General features: G+C 32.5%; 18 protein-coding genes. All 18 read left to right on the top strand.

Features of this window, described 5'->3' with window-relative positions; translation table 11 throughout:
* On the top strand, positions 1-1,243 hold a 1,243-nt coding region (locus tag AC13CQ_RS00465; protein ID WP_482882619.1), incomplete at its 5' end, for an RHS repeat domain-containing protein.
* On the top strand, positions 1,233-1,724 hold the full coding sequence (locus AC13CQ_RS00470) for a DUF6438 domain-containing protein (RefSeq protein WP_482882620.1): 492 nt from the start codon (positions 1,233-1,235) through the stop codon (positions 1,722-1,724). The genes AC13CQ_RS00465 and AC13CQ_RS00470, both read left to right, overlap by 11 nt.
* Before the next feature lie 930 nt (positions 1,725-2,654).
* The gene (locus AC13CQ_RS00475; protein ID WP_474507281.1) at positions 2,655-3,116 is read left to right on the top strand and encodes a prepilin-type N-terminal cleavage/methylation domain-containing protein; all 462 of its coding nucleotides are present in this window, start codon (positions 2,655-2,657) and stop codon (positions 3,114-3,116) included.
* Between the two features lie 228 nt (positions 3,117-3,344).
* Positions 3,345-3,602 (top strand): hypothetical protein, encoded by a 258-nt coding sequence (locus AC13CQ_RS00480; protein ID WP_474507282.1) that lies wholly within the window; start codon positions 3,345-3,347, stop codon positions 3,600-3,602.
* A gap of 3 nt (positions 3,603-3,605) precedes the next feature.
* Complete coding sequence (locus AC13CQ_RS00485; RefSeq protein ID WP_482882621.1) at positions 3,606-5,018, top strand: GspE/PulE family protein; 1,413 nt, start codon at positions 3,606-3,608, stop codon at positions 5,016-5,018.
* A 6-nt stretch (positions 5,019-5,024) separates the two neighbouring features.
* A complete protein-coding gene (locus tag AC13CQ_RS00490; protein WP_482882622.1) occupies positions 5,025-7,289 on the top strand; it encodes a type II secretion system protein GspD in 2,265 nt (754 codons plus the stop codon).
* A complete protein-coding gene (locus AC13CQ_RS00495) occupies positions 7,289-8,497 on the top strand; it encodes a hypothetical protein (RefSeq protein ID WP_482882623.1) in 1,209 nt (402 codons plus the stop codon). The genes AC13CQ_RS00490 and AC13CQ_RS00495 overlap by 1 nt, the downstream gene beginning before the upstream one ends.
* Positions 8,487-8,996: a hypothetical protein gene (locus AC13CQ_RS00500; RefSeq protein ID WP_482882624.1), complete on the top strand. Its 510-nt coding sequence runs from the start codon at positions 8,487-8,489 to the stop codon at positions 8,994-8,996. The genes AC13CQ_RS00495 and AC13CQ_RS00500 overlap by 11 nt, the downstream gene beginning before the upstream one ends.
* Positions 8,997-9,046: 50 nt before the next feature.
* Entirely contained in the window at positions 9,047-12,529 is a 3,483-nt protein-coding gene (locus tag AC13CQ_RS00505) for a T9SS type B sorting domain-containing protein (RefSeq protein WP_482882625.1), read from the top strand.
* Between the two features lie 44 nt (positions 12,530-12,573).
* A complete protein-coding gene (locus tag AC13CQ_RS00510; protein WP_474507288.1) occupies positions 12,574-13,311 on the top strand; it encodes a hypothetical protein in 738 nt (245 codons plus the stop codon).
* A gap of 30 nt (positions 13,312-13,341) precedes the next feature.
* The gene (locus AC13CQ_RS00515; RefSeq protein ID WP_482882626.1) at positions 13,342-14,280 is read left to right on the top strand and encodes a hypothetical protein; all 939 of its coding nucleotides are present in this window, start codon (positions 13,342-13,344) and stop codon (positions 14,278-14,280) included.
* A gap of 21 nt (positions 14,281-14,301) precedes the next feature.
* The gene (locus tag AC13CQ_RS00520; RefSeq protein WP_482882627.1) at positions 14,302-14,775 is read left to right on the top strand and encodes a hypothetical protein; all 474 of its coding nucleotides are present in this window, start codon (positions 14,302-14,304) and stop codon (positions 14,773-14,775) included.
* A 4-nt stretch (positions 14,776-14,779) separates the two neighbouring features.
* A complete protein-coding gene (locus tag AC13CQ_RS00525) occupies positions 14,780-16,057 on the top strand; it encodes a hypothetical protein (RefSeq protein ID WP_482882628.1) in 1,278 nt (425 codons plus the stop codon).
* Positions 16,045-16,377, top strand: coding sequence for a hypothetical protein (locus AC13CQ_RS00530; RefSeq protein ID WP_482882629.1), 333 nt, complete (start codon positions 16,045-16,047; stop codon positions 16,375-16,377). Before AC13CQ_RS00525 ends, AC13CQ_RS00530 begins: the two co-directional genes overlap by 13 nt.
* On the top strand, positions 16,370-16,831 hold the full coding sequence (locus tag AC13CQ_RS00535; RefSeq protein ID WP_474507293.1) for a PulJ/GspJ family protein: 462 nt from the start codon (positions 16,370-16,372) through the stop codon (positions 16,829-16,831). Before AC13CQ_RS00530 ends, AC13CQ_RS00535 begins: the two co-directional genes overlap by 8 nt.
* A complete protein-coding gene (locus AC13CQ_RS00540) occupies positions 16,831-17,967 on the top strand; it encodes a type II secretion system F family protein (protein WP_474507294.1) in 1,137 nt (378 codons plus the stop codon). The genes AC13CQ_RS00535 and AC13CQ_RS00540 overlap by 1 nt, the downstream gene beginning before the upstream one ends.
* Before the next feature lie 449 nt (positions 17,968-18,416).
* On the top strand, positions 18,417-21,905 hold the full coding sequence (locus tag AC13CQ_RS00545) for a hypothetical protein (RefSeq protein ID WP_482882630.1): 3,489 nt from the start codon (positions 18,417-18,419) through the stop codon (positions 21,903-21,905).
* Positions 21,906-21,924: 19 nt separating this feature from the next.
* A partial coding sequence (locus AC13CQ_RS00550) for a MopE-related protein (protein WP_482882631.1) occupies positions 21,925-23,748 on the top strand: 1,824 nt, incomplete at its 3' end.

A 23,748-nucleotide genomic window follows, 5' to 3' on the forward strand; every position in this document is an offset into this window, starting at 1 on the left:
CAATGGGAATATGATATCAGACCTAAACAAAGGAATCCCTGCAAATGGAATCCTCTATAACCATTTAAATTTACCGACGAGTGTTACCATAGGCGGCGGAAATATTTCTTATATTTACGACGCTTTAGGAACGAAATTACAAAAGAAAGTTCTTGAAGGAGGTTCTGTGACATCAACTATGGATTATGCTGGGAATTACATTTATGAAAATGGAGGTTTACAGTTTTTCAACCATGCAGAAGGCTATGTGGATGCAGAAGGAACTGGTTATAACTATGTCTATCAATATAAAGACCACTTAGGGAATGTTAGACTTTCTTACCAAGATGCTGATAACAATGGAAGTATTGCCACCAATGAAATTGTAGAGGAGAGTAATTATTATCCTTTTGGACTTGAACACAAGGGGTACAATAATGTCGTGAACGGTACTGAAAATAACTTCAAAACGTTCCAAGGTCAGGAACTCGAAGAAGAGTTAGGAAAAAACACTTTAGCTTATCAATGGAGAGACTACGACCCCGCAATTGCAAGGTTCAACAAAATCGATAGGTTTGCTGAAAAGTATGAAAGATTATCACCTTATCATTTTAGTGGTAATAATCCTGTTTATTTTAGAGAGATAGCTGGAGACAGTTTAAACCTTGCTCAGTTATTTCAAAAAAATGATGAGGGAAATTACGTTAATGCAAATGCAGTTCAAGCTATTCAAGATTTTGCTGGTACGAAAGAAGGTAAAAACTGGTTGTCCCAATTTGCCTCAAAAGGTCAGTCAATAGAAGGAACTGATATAACTTTTGGTTCAGATGGTAAATATCATTCAGAAGGTGTCGACTTAGCTTATAATACGGAACCGTTATCTAAATCTGATGGTAGAGATGCCGAAACTGGCTTTACAAAAGAAGACAATGGTAGATTAAGTATAAATGTAAGTTTATCAAATAGTAGTGGCTTTGAAGGAGTTTTGGATGTTACACACGAAAGTTTTATTCACGCTGATAAATATGCAACAGATTTTTTGGATAACGGCGTAATGGATTATTCAAACTTAAATAAATTTGTTAACGATAGATATAGGAAGGTTAATCGTCAACATATATTTACAAAACAATTTGAGAGAAGAGAATATAAAGGTCTCTTTGCTAACCAAGGTTTTTCTATAATGCTACAAACAAATAAAAAATATAATGAAAATAAGACACGCACACAGGTTTGGAATACTATGTATGATTATGTTGATTAGTACATTTTTGTGTTCTTGTTCCAATGATAGTATTAATATTGAAATTTCAACTTCTGGTTGTTATAAAACTTGCCCTATTCTTGACTTAAAAATAGATAACAATAAAGTCTTGTTTAAGTTTGTAAAATTTAATAAAAAAGAAGGTTTATATGAGTATAAATTAAGTTCTAAAGAAAAGGAAAATATAAAATTTTTATTAAAAAAAATAAATTTAAATGAACTTCAAGACGAGTATACTTCTAACAGAGTAGATATGCAAGTTTATAATGTGCTAATCAATAGCAATAATGTAAAAAAGAGTATCTATTACTATGAAAATGATGCGCCAAAGGAGTTGGATTCTTTGGTTAAAAAGCTTATTGGTCTTAGGAACAGAGAAATGATAAAATCAAATGATGATTTTAATGTGGAAACCAGAGCAGTATTCCCAGTAATAAATACACCTGATATTCCACCACCACCATTACAAAACGAAAATTAATTTACAGACCACCTTTAACGAGGTGGTTTTTTATTTATAAGCCAAACGAGTTTTGGCATCACGAAGCAGGGCGTCAATATTATAAAGAATCGCTTCCCTATCCTGTTCGGACAGTTCGCTAATATCCTTTAACCTACGCAACATATCTGCATTTTTAAAAAATTATTACGAAAGTGAATCGCCTGAAAGTTTAGAGAGATTAGTTCGAAAAAGCATTAATTTTAAAAATAAAGAATTGGTTAAGACATCTTATGATTTTATGAGTAAAACAAGAGGTAAGGTTCCTCTACTTGAAATACCGATACCACCAGTGCCAAATCAGCAAGAATAAATGAATAATAGGAGGTCGTCTAAAAATTACTTTTTAGACGACCTCTTTTTTGATTATGCATAGACTTTTTTAGCATTATAATCACGTGATAAGGCATCAATCACATTAAAGATTTGTTGCTGCTCATCTGCAGGCATATTGGCAATAGCTTCCACACATTCGAGTATTTTTTTGTCCTTTACGATAATGGAATTATTGCCTACCAAATAGTCAAGGGACACATCAAGGGCTTTAGCTATTTTGTTGGCAATCTCAACGGATGACGTAATCTCGTTACGTTCATATCTTCAAATCACAGCACCAGAAGTACCAACATTAGTGTAAATTCCTGTGAAGTTGACCCACCTATTCCTGTTTAATTTGAGCATAGTAAAACAGGTTCTAAACAGAGTAGTTTTGTTATTTATAAGGCTGTTGTGTTTTATAGTCATGTATTACGGAATCAATCACAGAGAACAGATTTTATACTTAATTTTTTAATACAATTGATGGATGGTTTTATAACTTGTTTAAGTCACTAGAATTCTAGCGATTTAAATAAGTTTGAGCATTATTACTGTTAAAGTTTAATCTTTTCTTAAATTAATGACGAATATTTAATGATAAATAGAATCATTTTACTATTTTTCCTGCAAAATATTTACTTCGTGAAAGCCCTAAACAAAAAAACGAAACTTCATTCCTTTAACCTACAGGAAATGCTAATTGTTTTAGCTATTATTGGAATTCTACTTTTAATAGCACTTCCTAATCTAATGCCTTTGATTTCAAAAGCTAAAAGTGTGGAGGCACAAACTCAATTAAAAGCAATTTATAATGCACAGACCACCTACAGGTATATGTATTCAAAGTACAGTTTGGATATAACTGAGTTGGATTATGAACCTCCTGTATCTGTTAAGAATAATGGAAATGCCAATTATGAATATCAAATCATAAGTGCAGATAATGGGAGTTTTAAAGCTAAAGCTATTGCAATAACAGATTTTGATGGTGATGGTGTCTTTAATGTTTGGGAAATTGACGAGACAGGAAGTCCAAAACAAATTGTAAAAGATTAGGTGTTACTGAAAGCTATTTTAATCATTTTATTAGGAATTGTCTTCATTCAAGATTATAAAAATCAATTAGTTAGTTGGTATTTATTTCCGTTAATAGCACTGCTTTTCGGAATTAATTTTTATGAGGCAGTTGGAAGGGACTACTTATACCTTTTATATTCAATTATGTTTAATCTCTGTTTGATACTAATTATATTATTACTATTGTCTATTTATAGCAACCTTAAAATGAAGAGAAAATTTATTAATAATACTTTTGGTTTGGGAGATGTTTTTATGCTATTGTCCCTAGCATTAGGCTTTCCGTCCTATACTTTTATTATATTGTTGGTAATGGGAATTCTATTTGCTTTAGGTTGTTATTTACTTTTAAAAGCAAATTATGAGTATGAAACTATTCCATTGGCAGGATATCTTTCTTTATTCTTTGCAATCATCCTGCTTTCCACCTATTTACCTTTTTTTCCTTCTGTTTATTTAATTTAATTTATGAAGAATTTAGACTACCATATTGAATCTCATTTATTACAATTGATTTCCTCAGAACAGGCATTTCATTACAATATAGTGCCAAGAAAAAAGGAAACGAATCATCTAATACTTTTTACACCTTTAAGTACTTCAAATACAATTATTAGTGAACTCGAAATAATATTAGGCTATACCATAAGCTTAGAGAAAATAGACAAAGATGAGTTTGTTAAATATTTGAATAGTAATTATAGAAAACGAGATCAGACACAGAATCAAATGTTTACTTATACCTCTGATTTTTTGGAACGTGTACTTATCGATGCAAAAGATATTGGAAGTAGTGATATACATTTTGAACCCTATGAAGAAACTTGTCGTATCCGTTTCAGATTGGATGGAAAACTTAGAGAACAATATAAAATTCCAATCACTGAATATCCCGTAATTATAAATAAAATAAAAATTAGAGCCAATATAGATATTAGTGAGAAACGTTTGCCTCAAGATGGTAGAATAACATTAACTACAAAAAATGATGAGTTTGATATAAGGGTATCTACATTGCCCACATTGTATGGAGAGAAAATTGTACTGAGAATTTTAAGTAAAGATGCAAGTAAGTTTGATTTAAGAGATCTGGGTTTTACCAAAGAGGAACTTTTAACTTATACTGAAAGTATTAAGAAGCCTAATGGCATTATTTTGATTTCAGGGCCAACAGGATCAGGTAAGACTACTACTTTATACGCTACTTTAAAAGTTCTTAATGATAAGCAAACAAATATTTTGACCATTGAGGATCCAATAGAATATACATTAGAAGGTGTGAATCAAGTACAACTCAAAGAAAGTATAGGGCTTGATTTTTCATCGGCATTAAGAACTTTTCTAAGACAGGATCCTGATGTTATAATGGTTGGAGAAATAAGAGATGTGAAGACAGCAAATATGGCTATTCGAGCTGCTTTAACAGGTCATTTAGTATTGTCAACAATCCATACTAATTCAGCTTGGGGTACTATTTCAAGGCTCATAGATATGGGGGTTCCTTCTTTTTTAATTGCTAGTACCCTCAATATTAGCATAGCGCAAAGATTGGTTAGGAAGTTGTGTCCTAATTGTAAAGAAATACACGCTATAAGCCCCTCTTTACTACCTTCTGGTTTTGAGATACCCAAGGAGCTTACTACTCATTACAGTGCTCAAGGTTGTTCAGAATGTTACCATACAGGGTATAAGGGAAGAAAGGCAATTTATGAAATTATTCCAGTTACAGGAGATTTGACAAGTTTAGTAAAAAGTAATGAATTGCAAATTGATTCCTTTTTAGAAGAGAAAAAAATAAAGACCTTAAAGGATAACGCTATTAATTTGATTAAAGAAGGGATAACTTCGATTGAAGAAGTCTATTCCTTATTAAGTGAATAAGAAAATATGATAAGAAAAACTACCCTAACCTTATTTTTATGTGTTATAAGTTTAGCATTATATGCACAAGATAATCAACATCGCATCACCAATATTAAAAATCAACTAGAGGTATTAGCAGTAGATGAGCCGGGACTTACAGAAAATTTGAAACTGGATATAAATGTAAATGATGTATCCTTATCAAATTTTTTATTAGCAGTATCCAAAGTACATCAAGTGAACATATCTGTAGCTCCTGAATTAAATAGCATAAGTATTATCAATAATTTTTCGGATGTGACGGTTTCAGACCTTTTGGTTTTTTTATGTAAACAATACAGTCTAGATATTGATTTTACAGGAAATATACTTTATGTGAAACAATTTCATCCAGCAGTAATACCTCAAGTTCAAAAAGAGATAAATGTATCTTATGATGCTAATAATGAATTGATTAGTTTGGATTTGCAAAAAGACCCCTTAGGTAGGACTTTTAGGAAAATCATGGATGTTTCCGGACATAATCTATTATTTGCTAATGGTATGGAGGATATTCCATTAACAATGTATTTAAATAATGTGCCTTTGGATGCTGCAATGAAGAATTTAGCTTTAACTAATGGCTTAACCCTTAATAAATCTAGAGAAGGTTTTTATTTATTCAGCGCAGATTATTTAGAGGATACAGCTTCCGCTGCTATTGATGGAAGTGGGAGCTCGATGCCGTTACCACAGCGGCGTGTGAGAACTATGAAATCAGCTAGTTTTTATTATGAAGTTTTAGATACATTAAATGGTGAATTATCTGTGAACTTTAAAAATGCATCTATAGCAGATATGATTAATGAGATTGCTTATGATTTAAAATTGAATGTATACATGGCATCTCCTTTGGAGGATGCAGGGAAGATTACTTTTAGAACCAATAAGATAACATTTGATGAATTGTTAGAGAAGGCATTTGAGAGCAAGAATTCAGATAAGGCTAATGTTTCAAATAGATCAAATACTATAAATAGTCAATCAAATCAAAGGGTATCTAATAATGCGAATCTAAATCCAAGCTTCGACTCTAGTGCTGCTAGCTTTACTTATAAAAAAGAAGGCAATGTCTATTTCTTTGGGAAGTCGGATCAATTAAGTGTAAGGCACGTAGAGGTAATACATTTAATGCACCGTTCAGTTGAACTACTCGGGGATCCTGCTACCAAGGCTGGAACTAATCGGAGTGCTGGGAGAACAGTAAATTCGAATACCAATTATTATGGAGGTGGATATGGAGGGTACTCCAATGGGAATGGAAATTATAATTCTAATATAAATACGCCCAATGCATCTTATAATAATACGCGTGCTGTTAATACATCAACTCAAACTTTTGAAGATTATAGTAGTAAAATGGATGCTTTGGTTAATATCCTTCCTGATGAAATAAAGGAAGACCTTGATATTAGAATAGACTTTGAACTCAATAGTTTTTTGGTTAGTGGTCCTGCATCTAACATTAATAGGTTTAAAGCTTTTATCAAACAAATAGATAAACCAGTCCCTGTAATTTTAATTGAAGTAATGATTTTAGAGGTGAATAAATCAGCGACCGTTGAGACAGGTATAAGTTTAGGGATTGGAGAGGAACCTGTAGAAACTCAAGGGGAAATTTTTCCAAACGCAAATATTCGATTCGGTGCTGAGACCATTAATCGTGTTATTGGTGGATGGGGAAGTTTTGGATCTATAAACTTTGGCCAAGTAGTCCCTAATTTTTATGCATCCATTAAAGCGTTGGAATCTAATGGAAATATTAAAATACGTTCCACTCCTAGACTCTCAACATTAAATGGACATAAGGCAGACCTTTCCATAGGCGAAACAACGTATTATGTGGTTACAAATCAAAATTATTATGGTTCCCAAATACCACAATCTTCAGAAATTAGAAATTATCAACCTATAGATGCTGAATTAGCAATCAGTATTAAACCCTTAGTGTCAGGAGATGGACAAATCACGCTAGATGTTAATGTGATTCAGTCAAGTTTTAGTAGTGAACGAATAGAAGAAGATGCTCCTCCTGGACTCAATTCTAGAGAGTTTAGTTCTATTATCAGAGTGCGAGATCAAGATTTGGTAATCTTAGGAGGTCTTGAGGAAAAAGCTAAAAATGATTCTGGGAGTGGTGTGCCAATATTGTCAAGGATACCAATTGTGAAATGGTTGTTTAGTTCGAGAAAGCGAGAAGACTCAAAAAAGAAATTAACCATACTTATCAAACCTACAGTTATATACTAATGTTGCATCAATTTCTATCATATCTGAAGGAAGGAAATACCTTTAATTCATTTGAGATATTCTCAATAGAAGAGAATGTAGTGCTTAATTTTTCTTCGTATAAGAAGAGGAGAGAGGGACTAGAGCTTGAAACAACACAAGAGGTGGATATAGCTGATTTTGAATCGCTAGCTATATCAGATAAAAAGAGTTTTCTAATCATAAATACTAATGATGTCATTACTAAAATAGTAACCTCTGATGATGATGGAGATGAAATGATTTTACATAAAGCGTTTCCAAATTTAAAAATTCAAGATTTTTACTATGAGATTACTAAATGGGAAAATAGCAATATTATTTCAATTTGTAGACGTTCACTTGTGATTAAATACCTTGATCTTTGTAAAGAAAACGGGTTTTCTATTTCAGGATTTTCTATTGGAGTTTCAAATATTAGTATTTTATTTCCCTTTGTTCAAAAAAATGTAATTCATATAAGGGATAAAGCGCTCACGATAGATAGGCAAGATCAGACAGTTCATATATCCACAATTACTATGGATCCAAATCAGAGTTATGATATAGGTGGAATGACCTTAACAAGTAAACAGCTATTAGGATTTGGAAATATACTTACTTATATCCAAAACAATAATACGCAGAAGAGTAACTTTTATGAAGTTAATTCCAAATTAAAAGAAGAAAGCCAACACCAACGTATCTATAAACTCTTTTTTAAGATAGGAATTTTAATACTACTGTTATTACTTGTTATTAACTTTTTATTCTTTAACTATTATTATTCTAAAACGGAAAATTTAAAACAAGCCCAACAGGTAAATACTCAAAATAAATCCCGAATAACTGAATTGACAGAGCTTGTAAATACGAAGGAGCGTATGATAGAAGATGTGATATCATCCTCTTCTTCTAAAGTTTCTTTTTATACTGATGCTATTACATATAGCATGCCGAAAACAGTTCTTTTAAATGAAATGAATTTCCAACCTTTACTCAAAGATATAAAGGAGAATAAAGAGTTGGTGTATATAAAAAAGCTAATTATAGTATCTGGAGTATCGACAGATAGTAAGGTTTTTTCAACTTGGTTAGAAGCATTAGAAGACTTTAATTGGATTGAGAAAATTGATATAACAGCATATGATTATACCGAACAAGATGCTTCAATTTTTTCTTTAAAAATTTATATGAGCGATGAAGAGTAAAACCAAAAATAGTATTCTTTTAATTTCTTTTATAGGAATGCTTGTCATTAGTTATAAATGGGCATTTTCAAAAACGCTTTCATTGTATGACTCTTATAATGCATTAAAAACAGAAAATATTTTGTTCGAGAACATGCCTAAACAGCAGTATTTATTAATAAAGCAGAATCGATATTTAGATTCTTTGCTAAACAAATACCAGATAGGAGGAACCTCATTACAAAATAACTTATTAAAAAGCCTGAATGCAAACGCCGATACCTTAGGTTTTAAATTAGTAGTTTTTAATGAGACTCATCTGTTTAAAAAAGAACAATTAGAAATTAACTCACATGTCTTTACAGTTGAGGGTAAATTTGATGAGTTGCTTAAATTAATAAATAATCTAGAACAGAAAACTAGGTATGGAGAAATAGTGCATTTACATTTCCAAAAGAAAAAAGATTTACGGACAAGAAAAGAGCGTTTAGAAGCAAGAGTAATTGTTCAACATTATTAAGATTAGGTAATCTCAAAAAATGATGTGGCGTTATTTAGATGTTAAATTATATGTTGAAAAAACTATTTTACTTTTTATTATTGATTGGTTTTTTTGGGTTTTCTCAAAAGGAATCAAACGTATGGTATTTTGGGAATCAAGCCGGAATTGATTTTAACTCAGGTTCGGCTGTGGTCTTAACGGATGGTGCAATGAATGCATATGAAGGGTGTGCGACGATTTCCAATGCTGAAGGAGCGGTTCTGTTTTATACGAATGGATTGACAGCATATAATCGGAACCATAAAATCATGGTAAACGGGGAGAATCTCAACGGTCATGAGAGTAGTACGCAATCCGCAATTATAGTTCCACATCCAGGGGATAGCAATCGCTACTATATTTTTACTGTTGATTATTCAGGTAAGGAGAATGGATTGCAGTATTCTGTTGTTGACATGGATCTTGATGGTGGGATGGGAGCAATAACCAATGAAAAGAATATAACATTAACCACTCCTGTAACAGAGAAGATAACAGCCATAAAGCATGCAGATGGTAAAAGTATTTGGGTATTGGCACATGAAAATAACAGTAATGTGTTTTTGGCTTATTTGGTAACAGCATCGGGTATAGTTAAAACACCTATTAAAAGTCAAGAGGGAATAGACTTAGGAAGTATAGATCCTACATTTAGATTTAAAGCACAGGGTTATATGAAGGCCTCCCCAGATGGTGAAAAAGTAGGGATTTGTCATTTTCAAGTTGGAGCAGAAATCTTGGACTTTAATAATGCTACCGGAGTGCTAAGTAATGCGAAAACAATAGGCAATATTCCTGATACTCATTATTACGGCCTTGAATTCTCACCAAACGGAAAACTTTTGTATCTAACTGTTGAGAACTTTTTTATATATCAGTATGATTTAACGGTATCTGATATTCAAGCGAGTCAATTGCTGGTCATGGAGGACACAGAGTTTATTAAATATTATTACGGCGCCTTACAGTTAGCCCCAGATGGGAAAATATATTTTTCTAGGATCTACCAGGACTATTTGGGAGTTATTGAAAACCCGAATGTTAGAGGTATAGGGTGCAATGCTATTAGGGAAGGACTTTATCTGGAAGGGAAAAGAACAAATATGGGACTTCCAACTTTTATACAATCTTATTTTTATACTGATTTTTCAGTAGAAAACTTTTGCTTGGGAGAGATCACCTATTTCAACTTACAGAATGAAGATCAAGTTAAAAAAGTTCAATGGGATTTTGGAGATGGACATACTTCTAATGAAGTAAATGCCGAGAATGAATATGAGTTCCCAGGAACCTATACAGTTGTGGTTTCTATAACCGCTATAACTGGTGAAGAGGAGGTTAAAACTAAAGAAATCACAATTAACAATGGAGCTGTTGCTCATCAGCCTGATAATATATGGTTATGTACGGATAAGCAGGAGGAACTCATAGATCTCAGTCTTATTGATGTTACCATCCTAAAAAATCAGAAAGCGGAAGATTTTTCTGTTACCTATTATGAAACGGAAAAAGATGCACAGCTGGCTATCAATAACATAGATGTGCAATACCTGCAGCAAGCCCCGAGTAAAACTATCTATGCACGGGTAGAGCCTATAGGAGGAAAAGATTGTTTTGATGTTACCAGTTTCCAAGTAAAACTATCAAGAATTCCAGAAAAATCAGAAATTTCCGATTGGGTGGTATGTGATGATGATATGGACGGAATATATGATTTCAACTTTGTAGATAAGAATGAGGAAATATTAGATGATTTAGGGGATCGTTCATTGTATGAACTGTCTTATTATTTATCGTTAGCGGATGCAACTGAGGATACAAATGCTCTTACTTCACTAGAATATCAAAACAAATTATCCAAAGAAGAAATTTTTTATAAACTGAGTGCTATAGATTATCCTTCGTGTAATATCATTGATAGTTTTATGATAGAGGTAATAACTCAACCAATTGCACACAATCCTGGTAAAATAAGGTTTTGTGATGATGATAATGACGGTTTAGTTACTGTACAATTGGAAGAATTGGATGAGAAAATATTAAAAGAACAGAATTTAGATAATTATGAGGTTAGTTATTATGCATCTCAAATTATGGCGCAGCAACGGCAAGATCCATTGAATAAGGAGGAACATATTTATTCAAGTTCTAGTCAACAGAAGATATATGCAAGAGTGGATGTCATGCCTTACTCAAAGTGTTTTGATATTATAAGTGTTGATCTAAATGTGTATCTAACTCCAAATAGGAATGAAGTTTCTGATTGGGTAGTGTGTAAAGATGAAGAACGCTCATCTCTAGAATTTGACTTAAAAAACATGGATTCTTCTATTTTGGGGACACAGTCAGCAGATGATTATAAAGTAGAATATTATCACACTGAAGATGAAGCAAATTTAGGGTTAAATGAAATAAACAACCCATATAATTTAAAAGAAGGATTTAAGAAGGTTTTTTATCGGTTAGAAAATATAGAGAACTCACAATGTTATATAATTGATATTTTTTTAATTGGAATTAGTAATCAACCTATTATTGAAACTCCATCAAATGAAACACTTTGTTACAATCAAAGTGGAATGTATGTTATAGATCTTTATGAAAAGGAGGCTGAGATTCTTAAAAATCATGATTCTCAGAATTATATAGCTTTTTTCTACAAAACGTTGAAAGATTCACAATTGGGGAGTAATCCATTATCAATGTCTCATGCTAATGAAGGAGTAGATGAAACTATATATGTTCGAATAGAAAATATCGTAAATCCAGAATGTTTTGTGCTTACAAAATTTGATATAGAAATTAAGAAGGAAATTGAAGTTCCTGTAGCTTCTTCTAATATTTTATGCCAAGGAAATGGAATGATTCGTTTGGATGGGGGATCCTTTGATTTGTGGTTTTGGCGAGATGAAACCGGAGCTATACTTAGTACTAACAGGTTCTTTGAAGTTTCTAAGATCGGTAGTTATAGCTTGGAAGTTGTGGATTCAAAGAATGGTGTTGAGTGTAATTTAGAAAAGAAGTTTACTGTAAGTTATCCGAGTGATATAGGAGTAGTAACCTACAATATAGAACATTTTTCAGCACTGAATAGGATAGAAATTGACATAGATAATCCTTCCATGTATCAGTATTCTTTGGATGGGAATAAGTATCAAGATTCCAATATTTTTACGATTCCAGCTGGAAGGTATAAGTTGTTTATAAAAGGTAGAGATGATTGTGTACTTGTGGAAAAAGAAATGGTAGTATTGGGATATGATAAATTTTTCACACCTAATAGCGATGGAATTAATGATGGTTGGGGAATAAAAGATTTAGAGGTATTTCAGGGTTCATATATTGAAATTTATGATAGATATGGAAAGTTAATTACAAAATTGGAAGCCGATGAGTTATGGGATGGACGATATAACGGAAGAGATTTACCAGAATCTGATTATTGGTTTACTGTCACATCGGATCGAGAGACTATTTTTAAGGGAAACTTTTCTCTTAAAAGAACTAAGTAATAAAAATTAAGGAAAGTAGTAGTATTGAATTATAAGTATAGAAAATGAGAAATTTATTTTATTTTATAGGGATTGTTTTGTTAATGACCTCATGTAGGACAGTTGTTATTAATAACGACAATCAAATTATAAGTGATTCCCAACCACAATTAGGTGCTATAGGTTTTTTAGAGAGTAAGTTAGAATTAAGTAAAAAGCTAAAGAATTACACATTTAAAACAATGGTGATTCCACCACTTGAAAACAAAATTCGTTTAGAGTTACATAAAGAAAAGTTTGATAAGAAGCGATATGGAGCATATTTACAAGCATCACCAGAAAACTTTTTTCAAATTTCTTATATAGATTCATTACCAGAAAAACCGGAGTTTATATCCCTACAATTGTCCGATAGAATTGCGTATGTAGCCAATATTAAAAATACCGAGAAGCTAGAAGAATACTTAAAAAATAAGCCAAGAATTGAGAGTGTTACAGCAGTGTCTATAGTTGCTAAACCTGAAGTTCTTTCTTTTTTTGATAATGCAGAGAGTGTTTTTTTAGCCTATGATAGAAAAATGGAGAATTATTATTTAGCGCTGCTGGAAAGCAATGGTTCAAGTAAAAAAATATACTTTAATGATTTAATTGTTTTTGCTTTTGAAACGAGTGGATTTTGCTGGGGAGCTAATTATAAGCATCAAGTTGAATTAAAGATGATGTCTGATGGTGAGAAATGTTCAAAAGGGTTGAAAAAGAAAGCAGCTAAGGTGAATATTGAAAAGGATTATTTAAATTTCTAAGGTTTTATTATTATGATTGAAAAACTAAATATGAGCATTGTTAAAAAAAATCTTATAGGGTTACTACTAGTAGGGGGATTAACTTCTTGTTCAGATATTGTAGAAGAGCCTGATATTTCTCTTGAGAAAGTAAAAATTATAGCTCCTGTAAATCAAACTGAAGTGAAGGGGAATGTAGTTAATTTTACATGGGAATCTGTAGCAGATGCAGATTCTTATTTATTACAAGTTGCAAGTCCAGATTTTAATCAGGCAGCTCAAGTGTATATAGACAGTCTCATAAAAAATACATCCTTTACGCAAGAGTTACTTCCAAATGATTATCAATTGCGGGTTAAAGCTGTGAATAGTGCTTATGAAACAGCATATACCTATAGCGCTTTTACTGTACGTAAAAGCGATGGCTTTGAGGGAAATACCTTATTATTAAAAAATCCTTCGAATAACTATAGTACCAATGTAGCAACAGTCACTTATTCATGGGATGTTATAGAGGGAGCTGTTGCATACCAAATTCAAGTTCTTGATGAATCGGGTACTGTTTTGTCAGATGAAACCATAGATACTCCAAGTATTGAATTAACGATGACAGAAGGAAACTTTAGATGGCAAGTGCGAGCCATAAATGAAGCTGAAGAAGCTACACTTTATAGCTCTAGAGCCATACTAGTTGATTTGCGTAAGCCAAACACTCCAAAATTGATTGCTCCAATTGATGAAGGGATCGAGAGTGAAGGAACCGTTACCTTTAGTTGGGAGCGAGAAAGCATCTCAGGAAGTACGGAGATAGATAGTTTATATATCTATAGCGACGAGAATCAAATTGAATTGTATAAAAAAGGAATTGGTGTAGCGAGTAATTATACAACTGATATGGAAGTTGGAAACTATTTTTGGAAAGTAAAAGCATTTGACATTGCTGGGAATATTAGTGATGATAGTAACCTTAATGAGCTAACAGTTCAATAAAAATATGATTTTAAGCATCCAATGAAGCAGAAAACAAAAACATATATTTTATTAGCTGTGGTGCTAGTTATCTGGGGGATTGTTGGTTATAATATCTATTCCTCGGTGTATGGAAATACCACTAATATAATTTCTGATACAATGAGCCAAGAAGTTTCTTTCAGAAAGAGAAAAGTAGAAGACATGAAAGTTTTTTCTTTACATATTCATGATAGCGATCCTTTTTTAGGAACTATTAAAAAGAAACGATCCTTGAAGCCTGAAGTTGTTAAAAGGCAAGTAGTAGATAATTCAGCGTCAGAAATACAAGTAGTCTATGCTGGTATGGTTAAAACGGATACAGCTAAAGGGAGAAGTATTTATTTTTTAAGAATTAATGGTACTCGTTATTTAATGCATATAGGAGATATAGCTGCTAAGGTAAAATTGATCAGAGGTACTGAAAATCAAATAACAATTTTGGTAGGTGGAAAACAACGAATAGTGAAAAAGTAGCTTTGTGAGAATCGTAAACAAAAAAATAAAAGGAGGAGCTTTACAGTTTGTGTTGTTTATTGGTGCAGTGATTGCAATACTATTACTTACTTTTATCTCACTTACCTATTCGCACCGATTTTTTCAAAAACGGGGTGGTTTTGTTTTAACAGCTGTAGGTCAGGCTAATAATGGGATTAATTATTTGTTGCATAATGATATTCCGATTAAGGATTCTGTGGCACTCCGTATAGGGGATGATAGCGAAGAAATAATCGGTAATTCTTTAACCGCTTATAGAAAATATTGGGGCTTGTTTGAACTGTTTACCGTTCATAGTGTTTTTCATCATCAAGAATTCACCAAAGTAGCATTGACCGGTGGGTATTATAAAGAGGAAAATCGCTATTCATTATACCTTTGTGAAAATAATAGACCACTTGTAGTGGTTGAAAACGCTGAACTTCATGGAAAGTTACTCCTACCTAAAGAAGGGGTGCGTCCTGGGAATATGGGAGGAAAATCATTTACAGGAATACTACCATCCCAAAATAACATAGGGCAGAGTAATTCGCAACTACCAGAAATCTTAACAGCCATTACAGAAAATATAAAATTATGGTTACAAGGGAAGTTTGATAGTACTATGGAGCAGATTTCCATGAATGATCCTCTGGATTTAAAAATTTCATTTAAGAAAAATACAAAGCTATTATATAGCTACACTTCTTTGTCCTTAGCAGAAGGAAATCTAGTTGGTAATATTATAGTGTATTCTTCCTCAAGAGTATATATCGGTAAATCTATGAAGATAAAAGATGTCATTATTATTGCTCCTGAGATTGAAATAGAAGAAGGATTTCAAGGGAGTTTTCAAGCGATTGCCTCTAAAGAAATAATTGTTAATGATAAGGTGAACCTTCAGTATCCTTCTTCCCTAGTACTTTATAACAAAAATATGAGTTATCCGAACGCTGCAATTGCTATCGGAGGCCATACATTAATTCAAGGAGCAGTGGTGTATTGGGATGATAATAGAGAAGAAAAACAATTTTTTAATTCCCAGATTAAAATAAAAGAAGGGGCGATAGTCGAGGGAGAAGTATATTGTGCTAGAGGAGTTGAACTGTTAGGTGAAGTTAAGGGATGTGTCACCACATCTTATTTTATTGTAAATAAATTTGGAGCTGTATATCAGAATCATATTTACGGGGGAAAAATAAATATAGAGCTACTACATAAAAACTATGCTGGAATGCTTTATCAGGGGAATGATAAAAGAGTAATGAAATGGCTGTATTGAGAAAGTTAAAAGGATCGACTTTGATGGAGACAATGGTGGCTACGGTACTGATCATTGTAATCTTTATGATCTCCAGTTTGATTTTAAATAATATTTTTTCAGGCTATGTGCAGGGAAGCACGCGATCCCTTGAAAACAGGATAAGAGAATTGGAATATAAAGTCATAAATGGAAATATGAAAATTCCCTTTTATGAAATCTATGAAAACTGGGAACTTGAAATCATTAAAGAACAACAAGAAAAAGATTCTTTGCTAATCATTACTGCTAAAGAGATACATTCAGACAAAACTTTTATTAAAGCGCAAATACTTGAATAGCAATAAAAAGATAAGGGCATTTACTTTAAACGAACTCATAGTAGTGATGGTTGTCACTGTTATTGTAATAGGATTAGCTTATTCTATATTATCATTAGTACAATCACATATGAAAGGAATTTCATATAATTTTGAAAATGCTACAAAGATTAACCTAATGGAACAGGCGCTAACGATTGACTTTAATTCATATGATCAATCAGAAATTTTAAAAAATGGTCATATACTTTTTAAAAATGAACTGGATTCCATTTCATATGAGTTTGATCAAGGCTGGTTTATTAGAAGTACTGACACTTTTGATATTAGTGTTGGAGAAATCAAATTTTTCCTTGATGATAATGAAATAAACTTGGGTAAGTTTAATGCCATTAAAGTCACCATTAACCCAGAAGAAAAAAAAGAAGATATTTTTATTTACAAGCAAAATGATGCTCAAAATTATATGAATTAATGGCTTTTAACCTGGATAACATAACTGATGAGCGACCAAAATCTCAAAAGAAAGAGACCGATATAAATAGGATACTAAAGAAAGAGATTACGTTGTTTGGAGGGAAATTCTCTAATAAGAGAAAGGAAAACTTTTATACAGAACTTAGTGTGTTATTAAAAGCAGGAATTTCTTTAAAGGATGCTTTGGTGATTATTGGCGATAATGAAAAGAATAAACATCAAAAACGCTTTTTTGATAGTTTGATTAATGATATTATATCTGGGGGCTCTTTTTCTGAGGTAGTGAAAAAGCATGAGGTGTTTTCAGAATATGAATATTATTCATTGGAAATAGGAGAAGAAACGGGAATGCTTCCTGATATTACCTCTGAATTAGGAGTTTTTTTTGCCAAGAAAAATGAACAGCGAAGAGCCTTGATTTCAGCACTTACATACCCATTTATTATTATACTAACCTCCATTTTAGTAGTCGTTTTTATGTTGCGTTTAGTGGTGCCTATGTTTCAGGATATCTTTTTACAAAATAATGTTGAATTGCCATGGATTACTAGAATGATTATGAGCGCTTCTTCTTTTATTGGAAATTATGGATGGTTCATGTTAGTGATTTTATTCCTGTTACTAGTATCAAGAAGGTGGATACAAAAAAATCAATCCTATAAGAAATACAGGGACACTTTACTACTTAGAGTACCATTTGTAAATTCCTTTTATAAAAATATGTATCTATCTCAATTTACACAAGCTATAGCTCTTTTGACTTATTCTAAAGTTCCGATGCTAAATAGTATAAAATTAGTGGGTAAAATGATTGATTTTTATCCTTTACAAGATGCACTTCAAAAGGTTGAGGAAGGGATATTAAGAGGGAATAGTCTTAGTGTAAGTATGATGGATAATTCTTTTTTTGATCAAAAAATCATTTCCTTAGTTAGGGTAGCAGAAGAAACCAATCAAACAGATTATATATTTGACAGGCTTCATAAACAATATGCTGTAGAATTGGAACAGCAATCAAAAATTTTATCGACAATAATGGAACCAATAATTATTTTGATCGTAGGTATTGTAGTAGGTGTAATTTTAATAGCTATGTATCTGCCTATGTTTGAGTTGAGTAGTGTATTGGGGTAAGTTATTGAAATATGTAGAGTAAATTTTTTGTAATTTGTGTTTTAGGTTTAGAAAATTTATCTATATTTGAAAACCTCAAAACTACAAATGATTAATTAATATAAAACCTACCTATTATGCAGTTAAGATTAAATGGAAATAGTTTTAATTTATTTTGTTTGATCAATAATAAAAAGAATATTACTTTTTTTAAAATACTTCACAATTCAGATTAATCTACTTCATGAAACCGTAATAGCTTTATTTTAATTAATAAAGTTGGTATTAATTCATAGGAATCAGAGCGGATATTTTATTGTAGGACTAAAATATTTTTTACATGATTAACTTCATGTAAGAGGAGTATTATTGTCTTCTCATTAACTATTCTTAGTAAAACAAAAACAAAGCTTAGTAAATAACTTTAATAAAAGATGATAAAAAAAATAATCACCTTAAAACCGCCTTTTATGGTAGTTTTAATTGTAGCCCTTTTGTTTTTAAATATCTTCCAAATATTTGCACAAACTGGGGAAACTGAGAATTTACCTCAAATTACACCACCATCGCCAACAGCGTATGAACTAGGTAAATTTGGTCAAATTCCTGTGGGGCTATTTACAGGGACTCCAAATGTTTCTGTGCCTATTTTAAATTATAAAGTGGGAAATATTTCCTTACCTATTTCCTTATCTTATTCATCAAATGGGATCAAGGTAGATCAACTTACATCTATTGCTGGACTAGGATGGAATTTGAATATTGGAGGTGTGATAAATCGTATTGTAAGAGATGAGCCGGATGAGATGAATAATGGTGTGCTTTTTCCGGAAGAAGAAATACATGAAGCTGGGATTCACAGTCCAATGGCATTGGACTATTTTAAAATGGCAGGAGAGAATGGAGTTGACACCGAAGTTGATTTATATTCCTATAATTTCATGGGTTATAGTGGTAGTTTTATTTTTGACTCTAAACATAATCTTATTAAATTAACGGATAACGATTTAAGAATAGTCAGTTATAATAATGAGGATATATCAGGTTATAAAATTATTTCGGCTGAGGGAGTGCAATATATTTTTTCTGAACAAGAATTGACTAGAAATAGAGCTTCTGGAGGCGGGGTGCATCCCGAATCTAATTTTTATACTACTGCATGGTATTTATCTGAGATTATTGATACAAAAGGCGCTCATATTTATTTTGATTATGAAAGCTATGGGTATAATTATGAATTGAGTAAGTCGGAAACAATAACCGTAGCAACTCCACTTTATCAAGCAGGATGTTCTGGTAGCGGAGCTACTGGTCCAGGATATACAAAAGGACCTGTAATAACCAATACCTTAACAGTTAGCGGTAAGCGATTAGTTAAAATAAGAGGAAACAAGCCTTCTAGTGGTGTAGTGGATATAGCATATGGTATTTCTCATCCAGAAGTTACCTCTTATGATATGGTTTCAAGCATCTCTTTAGTAAACTCAAATAATAGCACCGTTGAAAATTTTAACTTTGAATACCTACTAACTGCTAATAAACGAGTTTTTTTAAGTAAGATAACAGAAAGAGATCCAAATAAATTTTACACATTTGTATATAATGATCCAGAAGGATTAGTATCACGACTTTCTAAAGCCCAAGATCATTGGGGGTATTATAATGGTAAAAATAGTAACATCAATTATTTTCCAAACCCAAGTAACTTAAATAATCCATCCATTCCTTCTGAATTGAGTTATTTTAATATTGGGGCTGATAAATCAGCAGATTCATCATTTAATGTAAAAGGAATGCTTGAAAAGGTATATTATCCTACAAAGGGTTATACTCAATTGGAATATGAGTCAAATTCTTATAATGGAGAAATCACCTCCAATCCTCCAGAAGCCCAACTTTATCTTCAGTTAGCTACCAATATGGATCAAATAGGAGAAGGTTACAGTGAACAAGGAATAATTCCTGAAGTTAAGTTTGATCATATGGCAACTCTTATAGCATATGGTGGTTTTAATAGTCAAGATTGTCAAGAAGATTTAAATAAATCGAAAGGATATATTACGGTTACTGATAATCAAACTGGGAACCCTGTTGAAATCTTAGAAAAAAATCAAGAGGGTTACTCAATAGTAGGTAATGGTTTATTAGTGTCTGATGATACTGAGAATCATACTTATTTTGTGAATTTACAAAAAGATCATAGTTATACAGTAGTACTCAGTCCTCGATTTACATGTGTGAAATCAGATGTTACAGTTAAATATTATGGAGAGTTACCTACTTCCATTAGCCAAAATATACTAGCTGGAGGTGTAAGGATAAAAAGAACATTAGATTATACATATAATCAGGATGAACCTGTAATTAAACGATATTATTATGGAGCTAAGGAGACTCCATTGATTTCTTCAGGAATGGAAGGAGTAGAAGCATATTATACATCAAAATCTACAAATCGGATAAATTGTGGTTCGTGTAGTTATGTTGATCAGTACTTCACTACTTTAAACTCTAGTTCTATACGCCCATTATTTAATTCAACAGGGAATTCAACAACGTATTATAAATATATTACAATAAGTAATGGAGGAGATAATTTTGAAAATGGGGGTGAAGAAAATGAGTTTATAATCAATGAAGATGTCCATGGGAATCCTTTAATTGGTGATTATATACAAACAAGCCCTAGGCCAAATACGGGATGGAATCATAGTCTTTTAAAAAGAAAAATTATATTTAAGTTAAATCAACAATCAGCGATAATTCCTTTGAAAGAAATTGAAAATGAATATAAAAAGGATAATCGTGTTGGAGGTAAAGTATATGGCTATACCGTAAATAAAAAATTTGATTTAACATGCGTAGGTGATATTACATATGAATGTACTTCAAGTGATGTTAATAGTAGTTATTCGATTAGAATTTGTCGAGCTGAACACCATCATATATGGAATTTTGGATTTTTTGATACCAAATGTATTGCTTCTGGGAATGATAATGATTATCTAATAATTAACCACCCTTGTTATCAAAAAGCTGTTGGGTCTGTAATTACCTATCCTGATATGTTAGAGAATCTAGATATTACCGAATACTTTATTAATTCATATTGGTATTACTTAAATAAAACCATAGAACGTAATTATTCGATTGATGGTGATAATCCAGTTGAAAAGGTTACTCAGTATTATTATGATAACGAGTTTCATAAACAACAAACAAGAATTGTCTCTACAAGAAATGACGGTAATAAAATGGAGGAGATTATTTGGTATCCTGATGATGTGAAAGGTGTAAATTCAATCGGAAATGTTAGCTTAACAGTTAACGAGTATAATGCATTAGAATTAATGAAAAGTTTGAAAGATGATGGCATAACGTTTGGCTCTCATCAAATTAATAGTCCAGTGCAAGTCGAAACAAGATTATTGAATAAGGATGGTCAAGAATTATCAAAGTCTATTCGTCGAACAAATTATAAAGATTGGAGTAATGGCATTGTGTTGCCAAAAGACGTAGAGATTTCCAAAGGGTTTGAAGATTTAGATCCACGAATAGAATATCTTTCATATGATAATTATGGTAATCCGACAGAGGTAAAACAGGTAGACGGTACTACAGTTAGTTATTTTTGGGGTTATAATGGGCAGTATCCTATTGCGAAGATAGAAAATGCTAGTTATTCAGAAATAGCCTTGGCATTATCAACAACAAAAGAGGTATTAAAGGCATTTACAGAGTCTAATTTATCTACAATTAATAGCCTCCGCTCTAATTTACCAAAGGCTCAAGTTACTACCTATACCTATGAGCCCTTAGTAGGAGTGAAAACTATCACCAATCCAAGGGGGCTTATTATTAGATATATATATGATGACTTTAATAGGCTAAAAGAGGTTCGTGATGTAAACGATAATTTGTTAGAAGATTATAGTTATAAATACAAAGAACTTAACTAACCAATTAACAGTATTTACAATGAAAATTAATTCCTATTTATATTTACTATTTATATTTTTTCTTATACTAAATGGTTATTCGCAAGAACCAAATAACTCCAAAAGTAATAATATTGTAACCCCTTATAGATTACCACCACCCGATGAAGGAGGCGATGATTGGTGGTGGCTTACGAGAGATTATGATAATGATGGGTTTGGTGCGCCAGGAAATCCTCGTATACAATCTTCAAAGCCAACATGGCCTGGATACGCTCCAAATGAGGATGATTGTAATGATGGAGACGCTTCTGTTAATCCAAATACAATATGGTACCGGGATGCTGATGGAGATGGATACGGCACATTTTCAAGTACCAAAAAACAGTGTTTGCAGCCTAGTGGTTATGTATTAAATGCTAGTGATTGTAATGATAGTAATTCAAGTATCAATCCTAATACAATCTGGTATTTGGATGCAGACGGAGATGGGTATGCAATAGCAACTAAAAAGCAGTGTACAAGTCCAGGAGCGGGCTATACTACTTCTAGTAAACCTTTGGGGGATTGTAATGATGGTAATGCGTCCATCAATCCTGCTACTAAATGGTATCAGGATCATGATGGCGATGGGTACGCTAATATTACCAAAACTCAGTGTGCAAGTCCAGGAGCAGATTATACCACCACTGTTTTACCCTTAGGAGATTGTAACGATAATAATGTTAGTATTAATCCAGCAACTAAATGGTATTTGGATGCAGATGGTGATGGATATGCCTCAACAGTAAAGACTCAGTGTCACAGTCCTGCAACAGGTTATACTAAGGATTATAAGTCTACAGGAGATTGTAATGATAATAATGCTAGTGTTAATCCTGGTACACTATGGTATCGAGATGCAGATGGCGATGGATATGGAGTTTCCTCCTCAACTAAAACTCAATGTACAAAACCAAGTGGATATGTAAATAACTATAGTGATTGTAATGATGGAGACGCAAATATAAATCCTAATACAAAATGGTATCGAGATATTGATGGTGATGGTTATGGAGGAACTTCTTTTGTTAAAACTCAATGTGGGAAACCTACTGGCTATGTAAATAATAGTAGTGATTGTGATGATTCAAATCCACAGATTAACCCTTCTACCATTTGGTATAAAGATATTGATGGTGATGGTTTTGCAGAATCAACAACGAAACGGTGCATGAGTCCAGGGTCAGGATATACATACACTGCAAAGCCTTTAGGAGATTGTAATGATGGAAATGCTTCCTTGAACCCTAATACGACTTGGTATTTAGATGCCGATGGTGATGGTTATGCAGTATCGACAAAGAAGCAGTGTACAAGTCCAGGCGCAGGTTATAGTACAAGTAGTAAACCTTTGGGAGATTGTAATGATAGTAATTCTTCCATTAATCCAGCAACTAAATGGTATTTGGATGCGGATGGTGATGGTTTTGCCTCGACAACTAAAACTCAATGTACGAGTCCAGGCACAGGTTATACCCGTACAGTTAAGCCTTTAGGGGATTGTAATGATGGAAATGCTTCCTTGAACCCTAATACGACTTGGTATTTAGATGCCGATGGTGATGGTTATGCGGTATCGACAAAGAAGCAATGTACGAGTCCAGGCACAGGTTATACCCGTACAGTTAAGCCTTTAGGGGATTGTAATGATGGAAATGCTTCCTTGAACCCTAATACGACTTGGTATTTAGATGCAGACGGTGATGGTTATGCAGTATCGACAAAGAAGCAATGTGCGAGTCCAGGCACAGGTTATAGTACAAGTAGTAAACCTTTGGGTGATTGTAATGATAGTAATTCTTCCATTAATCCAGCAACTAAA

It is taken from the genome of Galbibacter sp. L-19, assembly GCF_056857615.1.

Coding starts and splice junctions, on each gene's coding strand:
- AC13CQ_RS00485 (WP_482882621.1), top strand. CDS start 3,606: ATGAAGAATTTAGACTACCATATTGAATCTCATTTATTACAATTGATT.
- AC13CQ_RS00545 (WP_482882630.1), top strand. CDS start 18,417: ATGGTAGTTTTAATTGTAGCCCTTTTGTTTTTAAATATCTTCCAAATA.
- AC13CQ_RS00495 (WP_482882623.1), top strand. CDS start 7,289: ATGTTGCATCAATTTCTATCATATCTGAAGGAAGGAAATACCTTTAAT.
- AC13CQ_RS00520 (WP_482882627.1), top strand. CDS start 14,302: ATGAAGCAGAAAACAAAAACATATATTTTATTAGCTGTGGTGCTAGTT.
- AC13CQ_RS00475 (WP_474507281.1), top strand. CDS start 2,655: ATGATAAATAGAATCATTTTACTATTTTTCCTGCAAAATATTTACTTC.
- AC13CQ_RS00500 (WP_482882624.1), top strand. CDS start 8,487: ATGAAGAGTAAAACCAAAAATAGTATTCTTTTAATTTCTTTTATAGGA.
- AC13CQ_RS00515 (WP_482882626.1), top strand. CDS start 13,342: ATGAGCATTGTTAAAAAAAATCTTATAGGGTTACTACTAGTAGGGGGA.
- AC13CQ_RS00530 (WP_482882629.1), top strand. CDS start 16,045: ATGGCTGTATTGAGAAAGTTAAAAGGATCGACTTTGATGGAGACAATG.
- AC13CQ_RS00470 (WP_482882620.1), top strand. CDS start 1,233: ATGTTGATTAGTACATTTTTGTGTTCTTGTTCCAATGATAGTATTAAT.
- AC13CQ_RS00540 (WP_474507294.1), top strand. CDS start 16,831: ATGGCTTTTAACCTGGATAACATAACTGATGAGCGACCAAAATCTCAA.
- AC13CQ_RS00490 (WP_482882622.1), top strand. CDS start 5,025: ATGATAAGAAAAACTACCCTAACCTTATTTTTATGTGTTATAAGTTTA.
- AC13CQ_RS00480 (WP_474507282.1), top strand. CDS start 3,345: ATGAAGAGAAAATTTATTAATAATACTTTTGGTTTGGGAGATGTTTTT.
- AC13CQ_RS00505 (WP_482882625.1), top strand. CDS start 9,047: ATGTTGAAAAAACTATTTTACTTTTTATTATTGATTGGTTTTTTTGGG.
- AC13CQ_RS00510 (WP_474507288.1), top strand. CDS start 12,574: ATGAGAAATTTATTTTATTTTATAGGGATTGTTTTGTTAATGACCTCA.